This is a genomic window from Shewanella ulleungensis (assembly GCF_014648315.1).
Taxonomy (GTDB): domain Bacteria; phylum Pseudomonadota; class Gammaproteobacteria; order Enterobacterales; family Shewanellaceae; genus Shewanella; species Shewanella ulleungensis.
The window spans coordinates 840,943-863,465 of the sequence record NZ_BMQW01000001.1 but is presented as its reverse complement, the minus strand read 5'-3'; the positions used below and the strand labels follow the sequence as shown (position 1 = coordinate 863,465).

Annotated in this window: 21 protein-coding genes; 9 read left to right on the top strand and 12 right to left on the bottom strand. The window is 39.5% G+C overall.

The genetic code is table 11. The features are described 5' to 3' along the window. Positions 1 to 191: 191 nt before the first annotated feature. Both IEY40_RS03610 and IEY40_RS03605 read left to right on the top strand, forming a co-directional pair. Entirely contained in the window at positions 192 to 1,337 is a 1,146-nt protein-coding gene (locus IEY40_RS03610) for an FIST signal transduction protein (RefSeq protein ID WP_188953370.1), read from the top strand. Positions 1,338 to 1,449: 112 nt separating this feature from the next. Beyond that, entirely contained in the window at positions 1,450 to 3,174 is a 1,725-nt protein-coding gene (locus IEY40_RS03605) for a putative bifunctional diguanylate cyclase/phosphodiesterase (protein WP_188953368.1), read from the top strand. Positions 3,175 to 3,269: 95 nt separating this feature from the next. Here the strand turns inward: IEY40_RS03605 and IEY40_RS03600 are convergent, their stop codons facing one another. The 4 genes from IEY40_RS03600 to IEY40_RS03585 all read right to left on the bottom strand — a co-directional run bounded on the left by IEY40_RS03600 (position 3,270) and on the right by IEY40_RS03585 (position 7,172). Then, positions 3,270 to 4,346 carry an OprO/OprP family phosphate-selective porin gene (locus tag IEY40_RS03600; protein WP_188953366.1) on the bottom strand — a complete coding sequence of 359 codons (1,077 nt, stop codon included), beginning with the start codon at positions 4,344 to 4,346 and terminating at the stop codon, positions 3,270 to 3,272. After that, positions 4,343 to 4,966 (bottom strand): DUF4956 domain-containing protein, encoded by a 624-nt coding sequence (locus IEY40_RS03595; RefSeq protein ID WP_188953364.1) that lies wholly within the window; start codon positions 4,964 to 4,966, stop codon positions 4,343 to 4,345. Before IEY40_RS03595 ends, IEY40_RS03600 begins: the two co-directional genes overlap by 4 nt. Before the next feature lies 1 nt (position 4,967). After that, positions 4,968 to 5,765 (bottom strand): polyphosphate polymerase domain-containing protein, encoded by a 798-nt coding sequence (locus IEY40_RS03590; protein ID WP_188953362.1) that lies wholly within the window; start codon positions 5,763 to 5,765, stop codon positions 4,968 to 4,970. Between the two features lie 381 nt (positions 5,766 to 6,146). After that, positions 6,147 to 7,172, bottom strand: a complete 1,026-nt coding sequence (locus tag IEY40_RS03585; RefSeq protein ID WP_188953360.1) for an NAD(P)H-hydrate dehydratase — start codon at positions 7,170 to 7,172, stop codon at positions 6,147 to 6,149. A 619-nt stretch (positions 7,173 to 7,791) separates the two neighbouring features. Between IEY40_RS03585 and IEY40_RS03580 the strand changes: the two genes are divergently transcribed. Beyond that, positions 7,792 to 8,748, top strand: a complete 957-nt coding sequence (locus IEY40_RS03580; RefSeq protein ID WP_188953358.1) for a Gfo/Idh/MocA family protein — start codon at positions 7,792 to 7,794, stop codon at positions 8,746 to 8,748. A gap of 56 nt (positions 8,749 to 8,804) precedes the next feature. Here the strand turns inward: IEY40_RS03580 and IEY40_RS03575 are convergent, their stop codons facing one another. Next, on the bottom strand, positions 8,805 to 9,965 hold the full coding sequence (locus IEY40_RS03575) for an MFS transporter (protein WP_188953356.1): 1,161 nt from the start codon (positions 9,963 to 9,965) through the stop codon (positions 8,805 to 8,807). 44 nt (positions 9,966 to 10,009) lie between these two features. After that, on the bottom strand, positions 10,010 to 10,660 hold the full coding sequence (locus tag IEY40_RS03570; RefSeq protein WP_188953354.1) for a peroxiredoxin-like family protein: 651 nt from the start codon (positions 10,658 to 10,660) through the stop codon (positions 10,010 to 10,012). A 109-nt stretch (positions 10,661 to 10,769) separates the two neighbouring features. On the opposite strand from IEY40_RS03570, the gene IEY40_RS03565 reads away from it, so the two are divergent. Together IEY40_RS03565 and IEY40_RS03560 are read left to right on the top strand one after the other, a co-directional pair. Continuing rightward, positions 10,770 to 11,678 (top strand): LysR family transcriptional regulator, encoded by a 909-nt coding sequence (locus IEY40_RS03565; protein WP_188953352.1) that lies wholly within the window; start codon positions 10,770 to 10,772, stop codon positions 11,676 to 11,678. Positions 11,679 to 11,792: 114 nt separating this feature from the next. Beyond that, positions 11,793 to 12,932: an acyltransferase family protein gene (locus IEY40_RS03560; RefSeq protein WP_188953350.1), complete on the top strand. Its 1,140-nt coding sequence runs from the start codon at positions 11,793 to 11,795 to the stop codon at positions 12,930 to 12,932. Positions 12,933 to 12,962: 30 nt separating this feature from the next. On the opposite strand, the gene IEY40_RS03555 is transcribed toward IEY40_RS03560, so the two are convergent. Further along, complete coding sequence (locus IEY40_RS03555; RefSeq protein ID WP_188953348.1) at positions 12,963 to 14,180, bottom strand: cyclic di-GMP phosphodiesterase; 1,218 nt, start codon at positions 14,178 to 14,180, stop codon at positions 12,963 to 12,965. 352 nt (positions 14,181 to 14,532) lie between these two features. Then, on the bottom strand, positions 14,533 to 15,315 hold the full coding sequence (locus IEY40_RS03550) for a DODA-type extradiol aromatic ring-opening family dioxygenase (RefSeq protein WP_188953346.1): 783 nt from the start codon (positions 15,313 to 15,315) through the stop codon (positions 14,533 to 14,535). A gap of 127 nt (positions 15,316 to 15,442) precedes the next feature. On the opposite strand from IEY40_RS03550, the gene IEY40_RS03545 reads away from it, so the two are divergent. Beyond that, positions 15,443 to 16,345 (top strand): LysR family transcriptional regulator, encoded by a 903-nt coding sequence (locus IEY40_RS03545; RefSeq protein ID WP_188953344.1) that lies wholly within the window; start codon positions 15,443 to 15,445, stop codon positions 16,343 to 16,345. 38 nt (positions 16,346 to 16,383) lie between these two features. Then, the gene (locus tag IEY40_RS03540; protein ID WP_188953342.1) at positions 16,384 to 17,346 is read left to right on the top strand and encodes a LysR family transcriptional regulator; all 963 of its coding nucleotides are present in this window, start codon (positions 16,384 to 16,386) and stop codon (positions 17,344 to 17,346) included. Positions 17,347 to 17,355: 9 nt separating this feature from the next. Here the strand turns inward: IEY40_RS03540 and IEY40_RS03535 are convergent, their stop codons facing one another. From IEY40_RS03535 to IEY40_RS03525, 3 genes are all read right to left on the bottom strand, one after another. Then, positions 17,356 to 17,661 carry a DUF1330 domain-containing protein gene (locus IEY40_RS03535; protein ID WP_188953340.1) on the bottom strand — a complete coding sequence of 102 codons (306 nt, stop codon included), beginning with the start codon at positions 17,659 to 17,661 and terminating at the stop codon, positions 17,356 to 17,358. A 13-nt stretch (positions 17,662 to 17,674) separates the two neighbouring features. Further along, a complete protein-coding gene (locus IEY40_RS03530) occupies positions 17,675 to 18,301 on the bottom strand; it encodes a putative quinol monooxygenase (protein WP_188953338.1) in 627 nt (208 codons plus the stop codon). 139 nt (positions 18,302 to 18,440) lie between these two features. Next, positions 18,441 to 19,448, bottom strand: a complete 1,008-nt coding sequence (locus IEY40_RS03525) for a zinc-binding alcohol dehydrogenase family protein (RefSeq protein WP_188953336.1) — start codon at positions 19,446 to 19,448, stop codon at positions 18,441 to 18,443. Between the two features lie 244 nt (positions 19,449 to 19,692). On the opposite strand from IEY40_RS03525, the gene IEY40_RS03520 reads away from it, so the two are divergent. Both IEY40_RS03520 and IEY40_RS03515 read left to right on the top strand, forming a co-directional pair. Beyond that, entirely contained in the window at positions 19,693 to 20,562 is an 870-nt protein-coding gene (locus IEY40_RS03520) for an AraC family transcriptional regulator (protein ID WP_188953334.1), read from the top strand. Positions 20,563 to 20,658: 96 nt separating this feature from the next. Then, the gene (locus IEY40_RS03515) at positions 20,659 to 21,552 is read left to right on the top strand and encodes a nuclear transport factor 2 family protein (protein ID WP_188953332.1); all 894 of its coding nucleotides are present in this window, start codon (positions 20,659 to 20,661) and stop codon (positions 21,550 to 21,552) included. An 81-nt stretch (positions 21,553 to 21,633) separates the two neighbouring features. On the opposite strand, the gene IEY40_RS03510 is transcribed toward IEY40_RS03515, so the two are convergent. Then, entirely contained in the window at positions 21,634 to 22,515 is an 882-nt protein-coding gene (locus IEY40_RS03510) for a LysR family transcriptional regulator (RefSeq protein WP_188953330.1), read from the bottom strand. Between the last annotated feature and the right edge of the window lie 8 nt (positions 22,516 to 22,523).

Genomic DNA, 22,523 nt, shown 5'->3' with positions numbered 1-22,523 from the left:
TGATATCAGGCTTACACGGATTTGTTAGCGCTGAAATTACGACGCATAAGTTATTGGGAATATTTTTTTTATGATTTTTTATAATGACTTAGTGTGATGCTTGCCACATATAATTGTTTGCAGTGTGGTGGCTATACCCATTTCAGCTATGATTATTTAGCCATTTAATGATAAGGGATTTCAGATAAATAATGACAGCCATTTTCACCAATATCGAATACACAGATGAAGCAACCAAGGAGCGTGTTGTTTCATTAATAGAACATACTGTCAACAATGGTGCGCAGTATGTTTTAGTGCTAATTGGTTGCCAGTCGACATTTCGTATTGAGTCTATCCCCGAGCTTGCCCTTGCTTCTCCTGTACCATTAAATGCCTGTGTTATTCCAGGTGTCATATTTGGTGAATATTATAGTTATAAAGGCGCATTAATTCTTGGGTTTATACACCCAATATGCAGTTTGCTTATTCCTGATATTGCCGCTGATCATGATCTTTTATGCCAACAACTACAGCAATTTGTTGTGACTAACGGTACTTTAGGTTCCGCTGCAATATTTGTTGATGGTTTAAGTTCTGCAGTAGAGCCTTTTATTGCCACGGTTTATGAAAACTTAGGTAGTGACCGAGTATTAATTGGCGCTGGAGTGGGCGATATTAATAATCGATTTAACTACTGTGTAGCGAATGAGCTCGGCTGCTTTAGAAATGCAGCAATTCTTTTTTGTTTATCGAATGACGTAAAGTTGCAAGTGGAAGGCAAGCATGATTTATCTCATATTGCTGGGCCATACTTAGTCACAGAAGCCAGTGAAAATGTCATCCATTGTCTGAATTATCAACCTGCAACAGATGTATTTTGTGATGCGATATCGACGGCAAGTGGGATTGATATCAATACTGATAATATTGAAGAGCATATTCACTGTTATCCTTTTGGCTTAAAGCAGTTAGATGAAGAGTATTTAGTCAGGGATATTATCGCGGTAAAAGGCCATAGTTTGGTGTGTGTTGGTAATGTCGCCGAAAATAGTTTGGTTTATATACTTCATGCGACAAAAGACAAATTAATTTCTGCTGCAAATGACGCTGGAGCTCAATTTGCAGCTAAATTGCAGCGCGATATTGTCGGGGAAATGCAATATGTAGTGTTAGTTGATTGCATCTCTCGGGCGTTATTTTTACATGATGATTACCAATTGGAATTGGATGCCATAAATGCGCAATTGCCCTCAGGAAAAAAACTTGCGGGCGTGCTGTCGATTGGCGAGATAAAAAATACAAGCCAAGGGGCAATTCAGTTTCTTAATAAAACGATAGTACTTGGAGGTTTGTGACGTGGATCATTCACCCTCCTATTTGGCAACATTAGAACTGGTATCTATACAGTATGAGATAACCCGAAGCCTTAATGCTAACGCGGATTTAAGATCTTTGTGCCGTAGGTATATGGAAACTTGTATCCGTCGTTTGTCTGTTAGAGCGGCGTATTTATATATGCCAACAAAATACACTGGTGCTTTATTTTCAGCTAACGAGATTACGTGTAATGATCTAGGGCGAATTTGCATGCCAAATATTACGGCATGTTTTCCTGAACAAGTTCCCGCGATTAAAGCTTTCTTTACCGAAATATTAAGTGAGCCGAGTGTGGAACACGTGGTAACGAAACATGTTGTTTATCAAGGGACTTATTATCACCTTTTTGCTTTTACCGCTCACACTTTTTTTGTACTCGAACGTAATCACACCCCACTTCCGCAACTAGTTATTAATGCCATTACTCCAGCAGTAGAAGATTTATTTTATGTCTGTAGAGCGTCATTGCAACACTCACAAGTTGTCAGTGAGGTTGAGCGCAGAAAACAAGCAGAGCAACAGCTAACCTTTATAGCATTTCATGACCAATTAACGGGGTTGCCCAACCGGACTCACCTAATTAATGAGCTTAATCAACATATAGAACTATGCCAGCATCATGAACTCTCTGGGGCTATCATTTATATCGATCTAGATAGTTTTAGAGATATTAATGACTCACTTGGGCATTTGGTTGGTGACGAATTGCTGTGCCAAGTTGCTCAGCGATTACAAAAAATATGCCTTGAGCAAGAAGTGTTAGGGCGTTTTTCTGGAAATGCCTTTGTTATTTTATGCCCGAGTCAACTTAATTTGCCTCAGTATCTTGAGCTTTTGTTACGTAAGGTTCATCAGTGTTTCTCGTCGAATTACCTGATTGATGATCGGAGTATCGACGTGAATGCGAGCATAGGTGTAACCTATTTCTCTGCGAGTAGTTGCGATGCGTATACCGTGTATATGCAGGCCGATTTAGCCATGTCTAAGGCTAAGGTTTCTACAGGTACTAGCTCTGTTTTTTATCAACAAGACATGGAAAAACAAACACGTCGTCGATATTTACTCGATACCGATATGCGTAAAGCGTTAACTCAGCAAGACTTTTTTATGGTGGCACAACCCCAAGTTAATCAATTGGGAGAAATAATTGGGGCGGAGTTGTTGATCCGCTGGCAACACTCACAACTGGGCTTTATTTCTCCGGATGAATTTATTGGTATTGCAGAAAAAACTGGGTTTATTATCCCGTTAGGTGAATGGATATTTGAACAAGCCTGCTTGTGTATTACTTCATTACAAACTTTACCATTGAAAAACCCAATTAAATTAGCCATAAATGTAAGCGCCAAACAGTTTTATCAAGTTGATTTTATTGAGCGTATTAGTGTAATTATTAATAAACATCACATTAAAGTCAGTGATATTGAACTTGAGTTAACCGAAAGTGCGATGCTCGAAGATATTGATTTGGCTGTAGCAAAAATTACAGCGCTAAAACAAATTGGGTTTGAATTGTCTATTGATGATTTTGGTACTGGTTATTCATCGTTAAGTTACCTTAAACATCTACCTGTCGATAAAATTAAAATTGATAGGAGTTTTGTATCGTTAATCGATAAGCGTGATGATAGCCGCGCAATCGTTGAAGCTACGATGTTAATTGCTCGCACTTTTAAATTAGGATTAATAGCAGAAGGAGTAGAGACACAAGCAGAGGTTGACACTTTAATTGGCATTGGTTGTCACGCATTTCAGGGATACTTTTTTCACAAACCGATGCCAATAGACGATTTCTTTAATTTGCTTGCTAATTAAATTGTCGTTGACCTCAAGGTTGAAACAGTGAACAAGGCGTTGTGTTTGTTCACTGTTTTATGAGTGATTACTAATCTTTAAAAAGGTTGCTGTTATTAGAAGCTGTATTGAGCTCGAAACGAAAATGCATTGTCATAACCAAAGGTCTCGCCATCATCTTGATATTTTGCTCGTATCAAGTTTGCTTTAAACATTAGGTCTTTATCGACTAAATAATTTACCCCTACGGCAAAGGTTTGGGCTTTGCGATCTTCCTGCTCTAATTCAAATTGGCTCACTCGCCATGTGAGTTCCCAGTCGTGTTTGGCCTTAATGGTGCCTAATTTTCCATCTTTGTATCGACGATTTTTACCAGAGAGTGGATAACTCATTTGGTAATAACCACCTTGATAATGGTAGGTTCCGCGAGTTGGATCGTCGATATCTGTTTCGATCCATTCAGCCATAGAAACAACACCTAAGTATTGCCACATTAACTCTATACTGGCTAATGACATCGCCTCAGCATCTAAGCGAGTGCCTTCCAGTAATGAGTCGCTAGAATACACTTCTAGAGTTTCGTTAATTCTAAACTCATCTCCTTTAAGTTGTCGCTCACTCAAGGCTGAGCCAAGATGGATAAAGTTGTCATCGCCATCAACCAAAGCCCACGTTAATCGACCTGTTATCCCTTGACTGTTTTGTGAATTGTCATCTTGGAAATACCCTAAATTCCAAGTGAAGTTACCCGGGGTTCCACCCAGTTTTACCCCCATACTGCGTCCCGGTGCGAGCGCTTCTGTGACCATACTGCGTTCAATCATAAAAGTGTCGCTTGAGCTGGTAAGCTTCTCTAAACCAAAAGGTTCTTTTTGCTGTCCAACCGTGATGGTTGCCCAGCTAATACCTTGATATTGGATATACGCATCTTTGATATCGATGTCGCCATCAGCAATGTCTATTTGAAATTTACTACGCCAATCATCATTAAATTTAGCTTTTGCACTTAACCTTGCACGACGAATGTCTGTTCCATTATTTGAGTTTTGCTCATCTTCAAGAAAGAGATCTGAAAACTGATCATGGTCTACCATGATATAACCACCAAAACTCAATTCGGGATACTCATTGGCTGTTGCGCTAGTGGCTAATAAAAGTATGGCGGGTGCAATATCGAGTATGAATGTCCTCATGAGTTTGCTTCCACTTGGTTACTGCTATTAGCGACCCGTTCTTGTTTTGGTGCTTCTGGTATGAAGTAGACAATGAGATCTGCTGTATCTCTAAGAAAGTCGATGTGTTCAATTTCAGCATTAGTAACATTTAATCCAGTACGTTCACGTAAATCCGCTAATAGTAATGATTTATTTTTAGGTTTGATGTTTTCAATTCGTTCGTATGAAATACGTTGAATTTTATGATGACCTTGAAAGAAACGAGTATCGACTAAAAATGCAATAAAGCATAAAAAAGCATTGATTAAAAAAAGTTCTAATGTGGGTAATTTACTTACTGCACATAGCAGGGCTATGGCCGTCACCATAAACAAATAAGTCATTTCTTTAATTGAAATAGTGTCTGTGCGATACCGCAACATACCAAATACAGCAAATAAACCAAAAGCAAACTCCATCGACATATCAACGCCATGAAGTAAATAAGTAATTAAAAAGATCCCAATACCAAATAATACAAATGAACCAGCTACTGTCGCATTTTTATTACTGCGGAAATAACAGCCATAACACAACATGACAATCGATATAAAATTGACTAGAAATAGCACAATAAAACGTGGGGTAATTTCGGTCATATTAGTGACTCCATAATGCAGTATGTTGGTTAGATTGACTTATTGTGGAAAGCTTCATCAGTGTAGGTTTAAAGCGATTGTATTTAATCGTGTGTTGGTTCAATAGGACGCAGCCTATGCAGTATTTACTGAATGCCGTTGGCGCAAAATAGTGATGTGGCATTAATTGGTAAAATGGCGAGTTTTTTGAGTGTTTTTGTTGTTTTAATTCGACAATAAAAAATCCGTCAAGATCGAGGCGATCTTGACCTGCTGACGATTGATACCAAAGGTTAAAGTCGATAGTTATGCGTTCTGGAATAGCCTCGTTTGCCAGCGCTATACGTTGATATCCACCTTGTTGTGAAATCGATAACTGAGTGAAGTCATAACCTAAGTGCTGTTTAATAAAAGAATGGTTATTGTCATCTGATTGCACATTATTACTGCAACGAATACGACTTTTTATCGTGCGTTTATGATTATTTTTAAATTTTACTTCGAGGTATTGTGTTTGTGTGTCGAGGTAAGTGCGCTTACGTACTTTAAAACGGTTTAATTTCCCATTGTGATGATCTTTATAAAAATTCATCTCTTGAGTATCAAAGTACTGGTTAAAATAATTTGAAGTGCGTTTACCATTGATTTCTAACACGCTGTAGTAATTGCGAGCGGCTTTGAGCAAAATGGGCAAAAATGCTAACGGTAAAATGAATTTAGAATCCACTCTATCTTGCAAGTTAGCATGGTGTAAGTCGTCTAGATTATGGCTGTCAAAGTTTGATAGCAATTGTTCAATATTATGGTTAATTATATTCATTTGAACCACTTATCATTATAGTTATGTTTTGTTCTCAGGTTTAGCGTCATTGGTTTTAATTAGGCGAGTGTCGGACTTCGACGGTGAATTAGGTTTTACAATATCCTTTTTATTATGACTAATATTAAATCTATGTTAAGTGTACAAATATATTGTGCAGAAAATATGATGTAAGTGTGGAGAAAAGCTGTAGATATCAAATTTGTTTTTTGTAGACGGAACTTTGTGTTAACGATTTTGCATTTAGGGGTATAAATAAAATTTATTAAATTTATTTATACCGTATAGCGACAATTTTAATAATCTTGAGAGTTCAAATCTCAATATTTTTATGATGTGATTAGTGATTAGTGAATTAGCAATACCTCAAGCCTCTGCTATTTATTGCTGTAAAAGGGATTTAATGGCTTTGGGGATAAAGTGAATTAAATCGTTTGCAAGCACACCATATTGGGTTAATTCTTCTGCAGCCAAATCACCGCTTAAACCATGTAAATAGACGCCAAGACAGGCAGCATTTAATGGGCTCAAGCCTTGAGCACAAAATCCGCCGATAATACCAGTTAACACATCGCCGCTTCCCGCTTTAGCTAAGGCACTGTTACCTGTGGGATTGATAAATGTGTACTCGCCATCAGTTATCACACTATCTTTACCTTTTAGCACCACGATAGAGTGTAATTGTTTTGCTGCAATTATAGCGTAATGAGTTCGATCGGCTTGAATGTCGTGTACATCAATATTGAGTAGTCGAGCGAGCTCTTTTGGGTGTGGGGTAATAATACTGTGGTTCGGTAAGGTTAACGCTGGTTGATGTAATCCTGCAGATTTATGCAATAAATGACTAATAAAATTGAGTGCGTCGGCGTCAAATATCACTGTTTGTGTGCAAGTTTGTAGTGTCGTGAGCAGCGCAAAGAAAAAGCCATGATTTCCTTCAGCGACAGCCATACCATGTTGTGAATTAATTGGATTGTTAAACTGATCTTTACTTTGCGCAATACTTAAGCCGCTGCCAACGGTAATGACAGTCGCTTGTTGCAGTTGAACACTGAGTTGCATTACCGCTTTTTCATCTATTGATTCAGTATCTATGGATTGTAATTCAATAGAAATTGACTCAACAATATTGGGATTTATCTCTGCATAAATAATTGGTCGCGTTAACAAAGGGTGCATTACTATATTGGGCGTTAATGCGCAGACACTTTGACAAACACCTGGGCTACTGGCCAAGGTGACATAACCGGCACCGACCCGCAATGCTGCAATACTCGACAAATATGCCGCTCCACGATAATTTATAGAGCCAGCAATATTAAGGACATGACCGAATGTCAATTTATGGCTGTTATCTGCTCGATGCGGTAAAAGTGTTTTGATGTATTCTTGTGTGAGTGTTTTCATTTTTACCGTCCTTTATTGTTTGCTCCTTTTTTCAACATAACATAAGGGTGGTTAAAAATTGTGCGCTAGAACATAAAATGGCAACAAAACAAGATGTTGTCATTTTATGCTTCACTTAAGTTTTCAAGTCACCACGATACACCGATTTCCTGTCAGATAAGCTTCATTAACATTGCGGTTATCACCTAACATGTGCAATACAGATAGCTTGTCTTCAATGTCAGTTGAGTAGTTAAACCAAATTAACCGCGGTTAAAAAAGTTTGGTTTGGGGCAAAAAGTAATCATTGAATCAGTTTGTTGAAAACACGCTGACGCTCTGAAACATGTCGTTTCAGTTCGATTGGGTATATGTATAAGCCTGGTTAATATTTGTTCGCCGTATGCTGCAATTTTTAAGTTTGAGTGAAATGGGTTGAGTGTTGCTATATCTCAGAATGATTAATTTACCCGCTTTGTCGATAATCGATGGGTATTGTTGTGCTGTTTTGGCGTCAAACGTCATTAATGTTTTAATGCGACCATTTCAATCACGAATAAACTATCTTCAAGTTTCATCTATTTCATCACGTGCTAATATGATGGTTGTTACGGAATACCTAAATTGAAATGGAGTGTTCATGAAAAAAGTAAATTGGGGCATTGTCAGCACTGGGCGTATTGCTGCATTGTTTTGTCAAGACTTAGCATTTTCACAGCAAAGTCATTTATATGCTGTTGCAGCTCGCCAGCAAGCGGATGCCGACCAATTCGCCAAAGAGTATGGCGCAGATGTGGCTTATCAAGGTTATCAAGCGTTATTTGATGATGCTAATGTAGACATTGTGTATATCGCCACGCCACACAACTTCCATTTTCAACAAGCTTATGATGCCTTAATGGCGGGTAAACATGTTTTGTGCGAAAAACCTATGACCGTATCGGTTGAAGAGTGCCAACAGTTATGTGAACTGGCGCAGCAAAAAGGCCTATTGCTAATGGAAGCGCTGTGGACTTATTTTTTACCTGCAATGAAGCAAGCAAAAAAATGGTTAGATGATGGCCGGATAGGCCAGCTTAAACATGTCAAAGTTGACTTTGGCTATCCAATTGCATTTACGCCAAATGGACGAGAGTATAACCCGGAGTTAGCCGGGGGGTGTTTACTCGATATGGGCATCTATCCATTAGCCATTGCTGACTACTTTTTAACACAAGACATCGACAACCTCTATGTACAAGCCCAGGTATGTGAAACGGGGGTTGAGGATGACGTCATTATGCTGGGTAAAAGTGAACAGGTTGCGGTGAGTTTAGCTGCATCATTTCAATGCCGGTTAAGTAACAACGCTTACCTAATTGGTGACAAGGGATATATTGTTATTCCTGATGCGTTTAGGGCATCTGAGTGTCATTTATATCATCTTGATGATTTAGTCGACTCATTTTCTGATAACCGACACTCGCTTGGTTATCATTTTGAGGCTGATGAAGCATGCAAGCTTGTTACTCAAGGAAGCGTGCAAAGTAATGTTGTGTCGCATCATCATAGTTTACTGTTTCAATCGCAGTTGGCTAAGGTTAAAGCGTTGATTTAATACCCGGGTCGCTAAGTTGATAAAAAGAGCCATTATTACGAGTACTGATCTGTATTTTATTCTGGTGAGAGTTTATTGAGGTTTTTATTATCATTGTATTGCATGAAGGTTAAAACGATAGCGATCAGACAGGCCATAGAAGCTGTGGAGTAAAAGCGTACGTTGATTTCTCCAGGAATAAATTCAATAAATGACGTGATAAACTGACCACCAAATACCGCCATTGTAAAATACGATAGATTTTTGCCTCTAACGTTCGCAGGGCTTTTTTCTACCGTCATGTGATTAAGTAACGGAATACTAAAACCAAAGCCCATTCCCGCGAAAACCGCTCCAACAAATAACACTGCTATGCTGCCTGCGTTAGCAAAACATAAATGTGCAACAGAAAAGGCAGCAAATGCTAAACCTAGCAGATGAGTTACACCAATCAGTTTTGTTATTTTTGGCATAAAGTGAGCCGCTATCACAGCCACTAATGAGAGAAAGGCTAATAAAGTGCCCACGTGGTTTTCGTTATAATCTTGCTGGGCCATGCTGATGGGTAACATTACGATTGCGGTAAAAAATACCCCCATAGCTAACGTGGCAAATAGGTAAACATGTCTAAGTGACAGTCCATGTTTAACGCGTTTATTATCGCTTTCAGACTCTGGTTTTTGTGATGGGTGTTTACGTGGTACAAATAACAATAACATCAACAAAAATAACCAAGCAGCTAAATATAAGCTCAAGGGGTAAGCCCAATGGATACTGGCTAATTTACCCCCTAAAAAGAGAAATAAGACTCCACCTAATTCAATGGCCATACCTTGTTTAGCGATCATTTTTAGGCGTTCATTACCAATATACCATTGTGAAATTAATACCGTGCTGCTTGCCATTACCACAGCGGTAATGCCGCCCAATAGAATACGGTTTGACAATACTAACCACGGACCTTGCAGCCAATATACTGTAATGCCAAGTGCGCCATAGAGAAGTAATCCTATTATTAATGCCCGATAAGCTCCAAATTTATCAATTGCATTACCGGCAATGGGTGCAAATAACACCGCGCCTAATGCTGGAAAAGTCACAAGCCATACCGAGTATTCATGAATACCTAATGCGTTTGATATGCTTAATAAACCCGGTGTGACAAGAGCACCAACCATAATGGTGAGGCTGGCAATACACAGTAATGAAAAACTACCGAGTGCAGATAAACGAGTCATGATTTTGTCTACTTATCGTTTGATAAATGTTAAATTGAAGCGAGTTAAGCCAGTGTACGTAATGCGTCGATGATGTCGCTAGGTTCGGCACGTGTTCGGTAATCAACATCAACAAAGCGCCAAATGACCTTGCCATTACTATCAATCACGAATGTCGCAGGGATAGGTAAAATATTACTGTTACCATTATTGATTGCCTCTAGATCAAGCTTTCGGTCTACTCGCATATGCTCAGTCAAAAAGTCAGGGACTTCCCATGCAACACCATACTGTGCAGCAACCTTAGCGTGTTGGTCTGATAAGACGATAAAGTCCATATTACTTATGTCATCTTGTGACAGTGAGCCGTCTGGTATTTGCGGGCTAATGGCCACTAATTGTGCTCCTAAGGCGTGAATGTCGGCCAAGCGTGATTGCATGGCTCGTAGTTGTAGATTGCAATACGGACACCAACTGCCTCGATAAAACGTTACAACCACAGGACCTTGTAACAATAAATCACTCAATGAAATTAACTGTCCATTAGGGTTAGGTAATGTAAAAGCAGGCGCTGATTGGTTAAGCTTGATGGCATCATCGGCTTTTTGGAACGCTTTAGCTTGCGCAATAATATCGTCAACATTGTTCATAAATGTGGGATTTTTTTGTCTTCCTTCTTGGATCTTGGCGTCAGTTTGTTGTTGTAAGCTTTGCATTTTTGTCGTCCTTAATCTTTAATCATGGCAGTAGAATAAACACAAACCAGCTATAACAAAAATGTTATTATTTTATAGAATCTATAGCAGAATTGTATGTGAGGTGGTTGTGGATATTAAAATACTCAAAAGTTTTATTAGTGTTGCGGCACATCAAAGTTTTTCCGGTGCGGCTCGCGAGCTTAATACTGTGCAACCTGCCATAAGTCGGCACATTGCAATGCTTGAAGATGAGCTTGGTGTGGCGTTGTTTATCCGTAATTCTCGAGAGGTGGTGATCACTGCCGCAGGGGAGCAATTACTGCATGATGCTAAGCAGATTATTACGCTAGCAAACAAAGCTAAATATCAGGTTATGCGTGCACAACAGGGCCAGATCGGCGAGTTAAAAATAGCTTACTTAAGTTCTGCTTGCTTAAGTTTTATGGCTGATCTTATTCGTGATTATTCTCGGCGCTATCCTGATGTGCATGTCAGTTTATTTGAAATGACAGCAACGGAACAAATAGAAGCATTTAAGAATAATCTTATTGATGTCGGTTTTTCGCGACCTTTGCCTACTGGGATCCAAGATGAGTTTGCAAGCTCAGACATATACATCGATAAACTTGTTGCAGTGGTCGGCCAGCAGCATCCATTAGCACAATTTGCTCAGATTTCGCTAAACCAGCTACAGCAACAAAAAATGATTATATTTCATCGTGACGAAGCGGTGGGTTTATTTGATGACACGATAATGATGTGCAAACAAGCTGGTTTTTCGGCTAATATTATTAGCCAACCTCGGCATATGCAAACCCTATTAACGGAGGTTGCTGCTGGCTTAGGTGTTGCCATTGCGCCATATTGTATTAGTAAACTATACAGCCAAGGGTGTTGTTTCTTAGCGCTTAATGATGCACATAAATCCATTGCCACCCAGCTGCATGTAAAGCTAACTAATCACAGTGCCACGGTCGATGCCTTTGTTACGTTGGTATTAGAGAATCAACCAAGCATTGCACAACGTATGGCCTAAAAAAAGTCTGCATTGTGTTACTGTATGCGCCAGATGTCCTAAAATAGTCCTATTAATTTCTGCACACAATGACGGCTATCAATAATATTATCAAGCCAAAGGAAGGCATACTTAATGAATAAGGTTTTACCTCAAAATAAACGCTATTCTGAACTTGATTGGTTACGAGTGATATTAATTTTTGCTGTTTTTTTACATCACATTTTTATGCCATTCAATGGTGATGGCTGGCATGTCATGAATAATGAATCGAGCAAAGTGCTTGACGATATTATGGTTTACTTTGAACAGCTTAGACTGCAAACATTATTTTTTATTGCTGGAGCCGGCAGCTTATTGTTACTGCAAAAGAAATCTGCAAAGTCATTTATGCTCAGTAAGCTTCAACGGCTTTTTGTGCCATTGCTGGTGGGGATGATATTGATTGTACCGCCACAAAACTATATCGAAAATATCGCAGATTATGACTCATTGTTATCTGCCTACGGTCAACTTATGTGGTCGTTTGATAACAATCATTTATGGTTTATCGAATTTTTGCTGATTTTTATGTTACTGGCGATCCCTTTTAAGCACTTTTTAGATGGCGAAATGGGGACGGTCTGGATCAAGTGGCTTGAACGCCTAAGTCGGTCGCAATATGGATTATTGTCGTTAGGGCTAGCGTTGGTCATAGTGAGAGGCTTAACAAAATACCTGATGCCCGATGACAGCCATCATATTGAAAATTTGTCATTGAGCTTGTTTTATGTATTTTTCTTTTTTGCGGGCATGAGTTTTATACACAGTGGGCAGATTTGGCAAACATTTGCTTTGCATCGTCGCACCTATTTAATCAGTCTACTTATTAGCTCGTTATTCTTTTATGCATATTACTATTCACCGGACTTAAGCCCGTATTTGTCATTAACGGCTCGGTGGCAAATTTGGTGGGTGGTGTGCAGTTTGGTGTCATGGTCGGGGTTATTAACCATGGTAGGGTTTGCCAGTGCGTATATTAATAGAACACCAACCTGGCTGCAGCAAACCAATGAACTCATTTATCCATTTTATATTTTGCATCAAACTATCATAGTGATGTTGGCGTTTTATATTGTCCAGTGGCAGGCGGGCATCATGGTTAAATCGTTCAGTTTGCTATTGAGTGCTTTTATCATTTGTTCTTTCTTATGCTACTGGTGCATAAGACCTTTTAATCTTATGCGCTATATATTTGGCTTAAAAAAGGTCACTCGTGAGCATGTAGCCAAGTGAGGATTTGCAAGAACATTTACGGGTATACCATTAACCCTCGTGGGCCAAAAACTCGATAATCTGTTCCATATTGAGATTGTAGTCGTCAGCACGGACACATTTGACAATTAAATCATCGGTGACGGTAGCCAGGTCAATTTTCTGGCCAACTTCAAAATGATCAGGCTTTAAATGATAGAAGGGTTTCACTAATGGGCGAATAGGATCTTTGGGATTGTGACCTTCAACTATGGCTAATCGATTGGATTCTAACTGCACCACAGCGCCGACAGGGTAAACGCCCATACAGCGAATAAATTGGTCGACTAAGTCCCGGTCTAATTCATTTTTATCGCCTAAGGCACGTAAAATGCTAAAAGCTTTTACCTGGGCGTAACCTTCTTTGTAACAACGATGAGATGTAAGTGCATCGAAGATATCGCAAATACTGATCATCCGCCCATACAGAGTAATTTTTTCAGCAGGTACGCCGAATGGATAGCCTTCACCGTTGAGTTTTTCATGATGTAAGCTGGCAACCTCTAGACTTAACGGGCTGATGCCTGGAGTGTTCTTCATGATTTCAATGGAGTAACTGGCGTGAGTTTTCATGATATGAAACTCTTCTTCAGTTAATCTGTCGGGTTTATTCAAGATCCTGTCTGGGATCATGATTTTGCCTACATCATGTAAAAACGCACCGATAGCTAATTGATTAACAATGTCTTTATCGATTTTTTTATATACGGCAAACATGGTCATCAATACCGATACTGATACCGAGTGTTCTAATAAGTATTCATCTTTATTACGGATGTTAATCACACAAGACAGTGCATTAGGATTATTAAAAATAAGGTCGGTAGACTCAGTCGTGATCTTTTGCACTGGGTCCATGTCTAATGGCAAGCCATGTTGGGCATTATGGAATAACTTTTTTTGAATGTCCTTTGACTCATTAAACACCTGGCGCGCTCGAACGATTTCTTGATTAAAGAAATTAGGCTTGGTGATTGGGCGTGCAGGAGTTACTTGCCGGGTTGGTTGTGACTTTGGTGTATTGACTTTAGTGACAGTGTCCTTAGTAATGACTTCTGTTTTACTAGTGTCAATTAATAGCTTGGTAACCGATTTGCGCTTTAATGCTTCGATAACACGTTCGCTTTTAAGCACGCCAGGCTTAGTTAGCGAAAACGTATCTTTAGGCTCGGTGATTTCGACCACATACATTCCTACACATACGTCAGTAATGTCATGTTCAATCAGCATAGATCGGTTCCTTTGGGATATTTAGTAGCATCGTACATTCGAACTTTGTGTACGCGATGTTACAAGATAGCTTATTTCAGAAGGTAATATAAGCGAAAAAATACTACCTAGTTCAAGCTTTACTGTAAAAGTTATATGCATTTTATTCGTGTTGTTAATCAATGATGTATTAACAATATTAAATTTGAGTTTATGCCCAATTTAATAAGAGATCCAATAGCTTTGTATAATGATTATTTGTTTGAGGTATTTTTGTTCGATTTAGCCGATTTATAACGCGAATACAAGTGTTTAATGATACTAAGGTCTCATAATTCTCGAGGGACTATTGAATTAATATATTCCTAATCGCTTAAGAAAATGAATAAGCATCAAGTGCTAGTAATTCATACTCAACGTCGTGGTGTATTTTGTTAGCTCGAGTATTGCCACTTGCGCCGAGTACCGACATTAATGGTAAAAAATGCTCCGGAGTTGGGTGGTTAAACTTGGCATGCGGAGCAAGTTGTTGGTAGTTCAGTAAAGACTCAATATCATTATTTACCAGCTTGTCTTCAACCCAATGCCTAAACTGGTTCATCATGTCGACCCCATTAACGGTTTTAGTGCGCTTAAATACCTCTGCTAAATTATGGCTTATCCCGCCCGAACCTATAATAAGAATATTGTCATTTTTTAATTGAGCTAAAAGCTGGCCATAGCGGTAATTCTGCGCGGCGCCAATACGGGTGTTAATTGAAATCTGTACGATGGGAATATTGGCCTGTGGGTACATTAACCTGAGTGGGATCCACACACCATGATCCCAGCCTTGTTGGCTGTCTAACTTGGCATTGATATTGGCGTCGGCAAACAGTGTGGCAATACGTTGGGCAAGTTTTGGTGCCCCGGGTGCAGGGTAGCGGATTTGGTAAAGCTCATCTGGAAAATGATAAAAATCGTGAATAGTTTCAGGCTGCTGCCCAGCAGTAATGATCACATCGTGTTTAACATCAAAATGCGCAGAAAACACCACAATGGCACTCGGTGTCGGAATCGCTTGGCCTAATTGTTGTAAAAACCGTGACGTTTGGCTTTTTTCTACTGCCATCATTGGCGAGCCGTGCGATATAAAAAGTGGTTTTTGCTGTGTCATATCATGAGCCTCATGTTGATTGTGTCGAAACGGCGACTTTACACCTGTGCTAATCACTATATTGTTAACCTATATAAAGATAAATATGCTAAAAAGAGATAAACAATCAACAATATGTTGTTAATCAATGGATAAACTCGACACCATGCGGGCCTTTTTGACCGTAGTGCAAGAAGGGGCATTTACTAAAGCGGCCGATAAATTAGCCGTTTCGCCACAATTGGTAAGTAAATACATTTCGGTTTTAGAGAAAAGTTTACAAACCCGATTATTGCATCGCACCACGCGCCGCTTAAGCTTGACTCAAGCGGGCAGTGACTATTATCAACGTTGCCTGCAAGTGATTGCTGATATTGATGAAATGGAGAGTCGTTTAACCGAGCATGCTCAAGTTGTTTCGGGGACTTTAACCATTAGTGCGCCTATGTCGTTTGGTACCTTGCATTTACCTCAACTATTGATGGGTTTTCAGCAACGTTATCCGCAAATCAAATTGAAAATCACCTTAACAGACATCAAAGTTGATATTGTTGATGAAGGGGTGGATGTGGCGATGCGTATAGGACAACTGGCTGACTCGTCATACATTTGTAAAAAAGTAGCGCCAATCAATATCGCGATTATGGCTTCACCAGATTATCTTGCTGCACGCGGCTTACCTAAAACGCCGGCTGAATTACAGCATCATCACTATTTGAAGTATGTATATTCTGATGATGCAATGCTGTTTTCTGGGTTTGATAACATGCGTCATACTATTGATTTTAATGATAACTTAATAGCCAATAATGGTGAGTTGCTGGTCAATACTGCAATATTAGGCGGCGGTATTGTCATTCAACCAACGTTTATTGCGGGTAAGGCTCTCGCCGAGGGTAAGTTAGTGCGTATTTTACAAGGTTATGAACCTAAGCCTGTCGGTTTGTATATGGTGTATGCAAATCGGCAATATTTAGCGCCTAAAGTGGCCTGTTTTATTGAGTTTGTTAGCCAATATTACTCAACGCCGCCATCTTGGGACCAAGTGTAAAATCGGCGTTAACAGCTTTTATTTTTTAGGAATTTATTATGTCTTTGACTAATCAGCTTGGGTTATTTGTTGATGTTGTACAACAGGGATCGTTTGCCAAGGCGGCGTTGTTGCACGACATGGATAATTCGTCATTGTCGAAACAAATTAAAAAACTTGAGTCTACACTCGGTGTTCAGCTGCTTAATCGCTCTACACGTTCATTTGCGTTGACCTCAGCGGGAGAAGAAATTCTTACCCAAGCGCATATTTTGCTGAACACCTTAGACGATATTCAAAATATTGCTGACTCGTACCAGTCTGAACCTAAAGGGATTATTCGGATAACCTCGTCCATATTTTTTGGTCAACATTATTTGCAGCCAGTGATTAGCCAGTTTATGAAACGTTATCCTCACGTCAAAGTGACGTTGTCTTTAGATGACCATAAAGCCGATATTATTTCAGATCATTTTGATGTGGCTTTTAGAATGGGGCGCTTAGCGGAGTCGAATTTAATTGCCAAAAAAATCGCCAAAACTCACTTCGCGATAGTGGCCTCCAAAGATTTTATCGAGCGTTATGGTATGCCAACCACGCCAGAACAACTGATAACCCTGCCAGCGGTCATTTATAGTAATGGTGAATCGTCCATAGATGTGATGCGATTAAGTATGCAACCTCACGGCGAGCAGTTTAAAAACTATAAGATGCAAGGTAATTTAAAAGTCAGTGATGTCAGCTCGATGATTGCTGCAGTAGCAGATGGTTTGGGCTATACCGTAATTGATTTGTTTAACTTAGAAAAGCCGATTGCGGAATTTAATTTAGTGCCGTTGTTAACTGACTATAGTTTGTCGACGATGGATACCGGCATTTACGCTGTGTATCCTCATCGCAAACAAACATTACTGGTTAGCGAATTTATTAAAGCGGTGCAAGAGTATATTGGCACGCCACCTTTTTGGTTAGCGCATATACCTAATTATCAGCAGCTTTACAAAGGTTCAAGTAATGGATAAATATTACTATTACTGCGCTAAACCGTCGACAATATATTGATTAATATTATCCGTAGCGGCTAAACGAATAGCTTTAGCGGGGGCATATTCAGGGTCGTCTAACCATGCCTTTGCAGCTTGAGAATTTGGAAATTGGATGATCACTTTTATTTGGCCTTGTTGACCGATAATATCAACTTCAGAGTCGCTTGCGGCAAGAATGGTACCACCATGTTTAGCAACAGTACCTGCTGTAATTGCATTTGAACCTGGATTGTATTTTGCGTACAAATTCTGATCTACAACATCATAATTAATGATAAAAAAAGCACTCATTAAATATCTCCTATTATTCGGTTATTTCGCTGACAAAATTCATGTATTGTTGCATATCACCTACAACGGCTTGTTCCATTATTGCCCCAGTAATTTTGGCGTAAGGTTGATTGAAATGAATATCCCATACGTCAGATTCTTTACGCCAATGCTCATAAACCACTAAGGTGTTGTCATCATCTTTAACGGTATAAAGGTCAAATAATAAATTACCATTTTCTTGACGAGTGTGTTGAATATGCTCTTCAAACTGTGTCAAAAGAGGTTGGCGAAATTCAGAATGAATTGGGAAAATAAAGAAAATTGAAAATATATCATCTTCAGGATTGGCTGGTGTTATCGCAACTGGGTAAGGCTTGGTGTCTTTTACTTTATACACTTGTGGGGCAGTGGCTAATGTGTCACCTAATAACGTAATAAAATCTTGGGTATAAGGTTGGTTTTTATGAAACTCAAATGCAGTCGCATCTTGCCAACGTTCATAAGCAAAGAACATATTCGGGTTGGTGTTATCCACAAAAATAGCCATATCTGTATTACCCTTTTCTTTACGGGTGCCATTCTTGTTGGTGATTAATGCATCTTTAAAGCTCTGTTGATATTGTGGCTTTACGGTAAATTTAATTATTTGCGTGAACATGCAATGCTCCAAATTTATTATATAGTTGCTGAATCAAGTGTTGATATAGATAAGCACTTTAGAGATCGTAACGATGATAAAAAGTGCTTCACAGGAGTCTGGCTCCAATTATTTTTTCAGATAAACTCGTTCGTCATCATTAAAATCCCGCTAAAACAATTTTACCTTTAGCCTGCTGGGTCTCTAAACATTGGTGGGCACGACGTAAATTTTCGGCATTAATCACACCATAATGTTCGCCAACCGTGGTTTTGATTTGGCCGTTATCGATTAATGTCGCAACATCGTTTAGCAGTTGATATTGTGCTTGCATGTCATCGGTTTTGAACAGTGAACGAGTGAACATCAGCTCCCAGTGTATTGAAATGCTCTTCATTTTAAATGGCACTACGTTTAAGGTTTCTGGGTCATCAATTAACGCAAATTGACTTTGAGGCTTAAGCACTTTTTCAATTTCTTCAATGTGCTCAGAAGTGTTATTTAAACTCACCACATAATCTACTAGTGGCAGTTGTTGCTCGGTTAATTGTTCACTGAGCTTATGGCGATGGTTAATAATATGGTCAGCGCCTAAATCTTCTAGCCATGACACGGTTTCTGGGCGTGATGCAGTGGCAATAATGTTCAGCTTGGTCAGCTTTTTAAGTAGCTGAACCATAATAGAGCCAACGCCACCGGCAGCACCAATCACTAAAATATTTTTGTTGGCATTGTCTTTATCCACGTTAAGGCGGTCAAACAATAATTCCCATGCGGTAATGGCGGTTAACGGCAATGCTGCGGCTTCATCAAAAGACAATGTTTTCGGCATATGGCCCACAATGCGCTCATCCACTAACTGATATTCAGCATTGCTGCCTGCACGGCTAATATCGCCGGCATACCACACTTTGTCACCAGGCTTGAATAAACTCACATTGTCACCAACAGACTTAACAATACCTGTCGCGTCAAAGCCTAATATTTTCCATTCACCTTGTGGTGCTGGCATACCTTGGCGAATTTTAAAGTCGGCAGGGTTTACGGATATTGCTTTCACCTCAACTAAAATGTCGTGGCCTGTTGCTAATGGAGTGTCTAATTGAATATCTTGTAGCGATAATGGATCGTTAACCGGTAAGTTTTGTTGATATGCAATGGCTTTCATAATGGATTCTCTTACTGATGAAAAAATAATAAAGGCAACAGGTCGTGCTTATCGCCGTTGATGGCACCATTATCCAAATTTAGCGGGGTACAAACAGAGTCAATAGAACCAATTATTATGGATTTAAATGTCCATAATAGATGCCGGTTTATGTTTATTGTCAGTGTTAATGATTGTTATCGAGAATTGATAATGCGTAAAATACCCTAACTAAGCGTCGTTTAATTGAAATGTTGAGTGTTGTATGACCATTCCTAATATTGGTTTTAATCACGATAAAACTAATCAGGCAGAACTTGAGATCATTGAACTGTCTAATTTGTATACTCGCTCTATGATAGGGCATGATCCTCAAGCACCACATCGCGTGTCATTTTTTTTGCTGGTTTATATTGAACTAGGTGAGGGCGAACATATGGTCGATTTTAACCATTATCGCTTTGGGCCGGGATCATTGATTTTTGTACAGCGCGAACAAGTGCATAGCTTTGACTTTTCGGGGCAACCTCAAGGTAAGGTAATACTGTTTACCCAGGCTTTCTTAGATAAAGTGCATGCCAATATGCGCTTACCTAACTACACGCCTACACATCTAAATCAACAGCATAACCCTATATTGCAGCTAGACAGCATCCACCATGCACGCAGTCATATTTTAATTGATCAAATTCAAACTGAAATAAACACGCCAGCCTCAGAACCGCTTATTGTCATGTATTTATTTTCGGCTTTAGCCTTGTTATTGCATCGTTTACGTCCGGCATTAAGCCACGACAACTTATCGGCTGAGCAAAGTAGCAAGCTAGCACGTTTTTTCAGTTTAATGCAGCAGCATGTACAACAAGTGCGCGATGCAAATTGGTATGCAGGCAAAATCCATACAACCTATAAAACCCTCAATCAAATCTGCAAACTGGCAACAGGCTTAACCGCGAAACAGATGATAGATGCCTACACCATTGTTGAAATAAAGCGTCGCCTTGTGGTGAGCAAAACCACGACTCAACAATTAGCCAATGATTTTGGTTTTGAAGACAGCAGTAACTTTGTTAAATACTTTAAAAATCAAACCGAACTGACCCCAAGTCAATTTATGAAATACCATTTGTCTTAAAAGGTTCGACTTTGACCATTTTAAGGCTCATTTACACTCTACTGGCTAACGGCTAAGCCTTATAAACTGTCCTCATTGAAACCAGAGGACTTAATCATGAATAACGCATCAAGCAACAAATTAACAAACAAATTAGTCACAAGCGCACTTGTAAGCAGCGTATTGCTCGGCAGTGTTGTATTAACGAGTGCTTGTGCTAACACCACAGAGCCAACACAAACAAATTATAAGCAACAAGTTGTTGAGTTAGTCAGCAGCATTGAAACTGGCAACCCAGCGCCGATTGGCTATATTAACCCTAGCAAATACATTCAACATAACTTAGCCGTTGCCGACGGTTTAGCCGGTTTTGGTGCGGTAATGCATCAGTTACCTAAAGGCAGCGCAAAAGCGCAGGTTAAGCGTGCATTCCAAGACGGTAACTATGTGGTTACGCACACGGAATATAACTTCTTTGGTCCTAAAGCGGGCTTTGATATTTTCCGCTTTGAAGACGGTAAAATTGTGGAACATTGGGATAACCTGCAAACCATCGCCGCTGTAAACCCAAGTGGTCACAGCCAGTTTGACGGTGCAACTACAGTGACGGATTTAGACAAAACCGAGCAAAATAAAACCTTAGTGGCCGATTTTGTAAACACCATTTTGATCAAAGGTGATATGGCCAAAATAGGTCAATTTATTGGTAGCGAAGATACCGATTATATTCAGCATAACCCGAATATTGGCGACGGCTTAAGTGGCCTAGGCAAAGCCTTAGGTGAGCTCGCTAAAATGGACATGCCAATGGTGGTAAAAACCAATCATAAAGTGCTTGGCGAAGGTAACTTTGTGTTGTCGATTAGCGAAGGCACATTCATGCAGCAACATGTGGCATTTTATGACTTGTTCCGTGTTGAAAATAACATGATTGTGGAACATTGGGACACCATTGAAACCATTCCGGCTCAAACTGACTGGAAAAACAGTAACGGTAAATTTGGTTTTTAATCGCCAATGAGTTGTGTACTACATTTTATAAAACACAGGCCGCTTTTAGCTGCCTGTGTTTTTTACGTATATGCACACTTTTTATGGCGCCAGTAATTGCCTTAACGAATGCCTAAATTGTTTAAACATTGGCTCAAGGCTGTAACGATGATGTTGGATTACATCGACACTGGCCTGCCAACCTATATCTTTAAACTCGCTTGGTAACAACACCAGTTGGCCATTTTTTACATATTGATTGGCAATATGGTTAGGCAGTAAACACCATCCATTGCCCTGTAATGTCAGTTCAAGTAGTACATAATAATTGTCTGCATACCAAATATTAGGACTGAGAGCGAGTTGGAAAGTACTCGATTTATTATTGCGCGATCGCATAAGCAATTGCCTGTGCAGTTTAAGGCTGGCCAAGTTACTGGTTTGTTGTTGGGCTAATGGGTGAGTACTTGCCACGTAGATATCAAACTTGACTGATCCAATAGATTCATAATCAATGTAAGAAGGTAGCGACAACTCACTAAAAATAATCCCAGTCACGGCTCTATCTGTGTCAATCATGTCGACAATATCGATGCTTGATGCAGTAAAAATCGCTAAAGATGTATTGGGGAAATCGATTTCTAGCTTATTAACTATACTCGAAAGTTTTTGAAAGGGGATACCTTCATCTAAGCCGATGGTGAGCTCTGAAATGAAAGGTTTATCGAGATGTTGGGCGCAATAGCGCAAACGTTGATGTTGCTCTAGCAATACGCTGGCATGACTTAATAGCTTTTTACCTGCCTGTGTTAATTGAGGGTAACGTCCACTGCGGTCAAACAATGTAGTATTACAATCTATTTCAAGGTTTATCACATGTTGACTGACTACCGATTGAGCTTTGTTAAGTGAACGCGCGGCAGATGAAAAAGAGCCTGTTTCTGCGGTTGCCACAAATGCCTCCAGTTGTTCAACACTATACATATCGCTTT

What these genes read in the sequence shown, in the direction of transcription:
- IEY40_RS03610 (WP_188953370.1), top strand. Translation starts at nt 192, where the DNA reads ATGACAGCCATTTTCACCAATATCGAATACACAGATGAAGCAACCAAG.
- IEY40_RS03605 (WP_188953368.1), top strand. Translation starts at nt 1,450, where the DNA reads ATGGAAACTTGTATCCGTCGTTTGTCTGTTAGAGCGGCGTATTTATAT.
- IEY40_RS03600 (WP_188953366.1), bottom strand. Translation starts at nt 4,346, where the DNA reads ATGAGGACATTCATACTCGATATTGCACCCGCCATACTTTTATTAGCC.
- IEY40_RS03595 (WP_188953364.1), bottom strand. Translation starts at nt 4,966, where the DNA reads ATGACCGAAATTACCCCACGTTTTATTGTGCTATTTCTAGTCAATTTT.
- IEY40_RS03590 (WP_188953362.1), bottom strand. Translation starts at nt 5,765, where the DNA reads ATGAATATAATTAACCATAATATTGAACAATTGCTATCAAACTTTGAC.
- IEY40_RS03585 (WP_188953360.1), bottom strand. Translation starts at nt 7,172, where the DNA reads ATGAAAACACTCACACAAGAATACATCAAAACACTTTTACCGCATCGA.
- IEY40_RS03580 (WP_188953358.1), top strand. Translation starts at nt 7,792, where the DNA reads ATGAAAAAAGTAAATTGGGGCATTGTCAGCACTGGGCGTATTGCTGCA.
- IEY40_RS03575 (WP_188953356.1), bottom strand. Translation starts at nt 9,965, where the DNA reads ATGACTCGTTTATCTGCACTCGGTAGTTTTTCATTACTGTGTATTGCC.
- IEY40_RS03570 (WP_188953354.1), bottom strand. Translation starts at nt 10,660, where the DNA reads ATGCAAAGCTTACAACAACAAACTGACGCCAAGATCCAAGAAGGAAGA.
- IEY40_RS03560 (WP_188953350.1), top strand. Translation starts at nt 11,793, where the DNA reads ATGAATAAGGTTTTACCTCAAAATAAACGCTATTCTGAACTTGATTGG.
- IEY40_RS03555 (WP_188953348.1), bottom strand. Translation starts at nt 14,180, where the DNA reads ATGCTGATTGAACATGACATTACTGACGTATGTGTAGGAATGTATGTG.
- IEY40_RS03550 (WP_188953346.1), bottom strand. Translation starts at nt 15,315, where the DNA reads ATGACACAGCAAAAACCACTTTTTATATCGCACGGCTCGCCAATGATG.
- IEY40_RS03545 (WP_188953344.1), top strand. Translation starts at nt 15,443, where the DNA reads ATGGATAAACTCGACACCATGCGGGCCTTTTTGACCGTAGTGCAAGAA.
- IEY40_RS03540 (WP_188953342.1), top strand. Translation starts at nt 16,384, where the DNA reads ATGTCTTTGACTAATCAGCTTGGGTTATTTGTTGATGTTGTACAACAG.
- IEY40_RS03535 (WP_188953340.1), bottom strand. Translation starts at nt 17,661, where the DNA reads ATGAGTGCTTTTTTTATCATTAATTATGATGTTGTAGATCAGAATTTG.
- IEY40_RS03530 (WP_188953338.1), bottom strand. Translation starts at nt 18,301, where the DNA reads ATGTTCACGCAAATAATTAAATTTACCGTAAAGCCACAATATCAACAG.
- IEY40_RS03525 (WP_188953336.1), bottom strand. Translation starts at nt 19,448, where the DNA reads ATGAAAGCCATTGCATATCAACAAAACTTACCGGTTAACGATCCATTA.
- IEY40_RS03520 (WP_188953334.1), top strand. Translation starts at nt 19,693, where the DNA reads ATGACCATTCCTAATATTGGTTTTAATCACGATAAAACTAATCAGGCA.
- IEY40_RS03515 (WP_188953332.1), top strand. Translation starts at nt 20,659, where the DNA reads ATGAATAACGCATCAAGCAACAAATTAACAAACAAATTAGTCACAAGC.
- IEY40_RS03510 (WP_188953330.1), bottom strand. Translation starts at nt 22,515, where the DNA reads ATGTATAGTGTTGAACAACTGGAGGCATTTGTGGCAACCGCAGAAACA.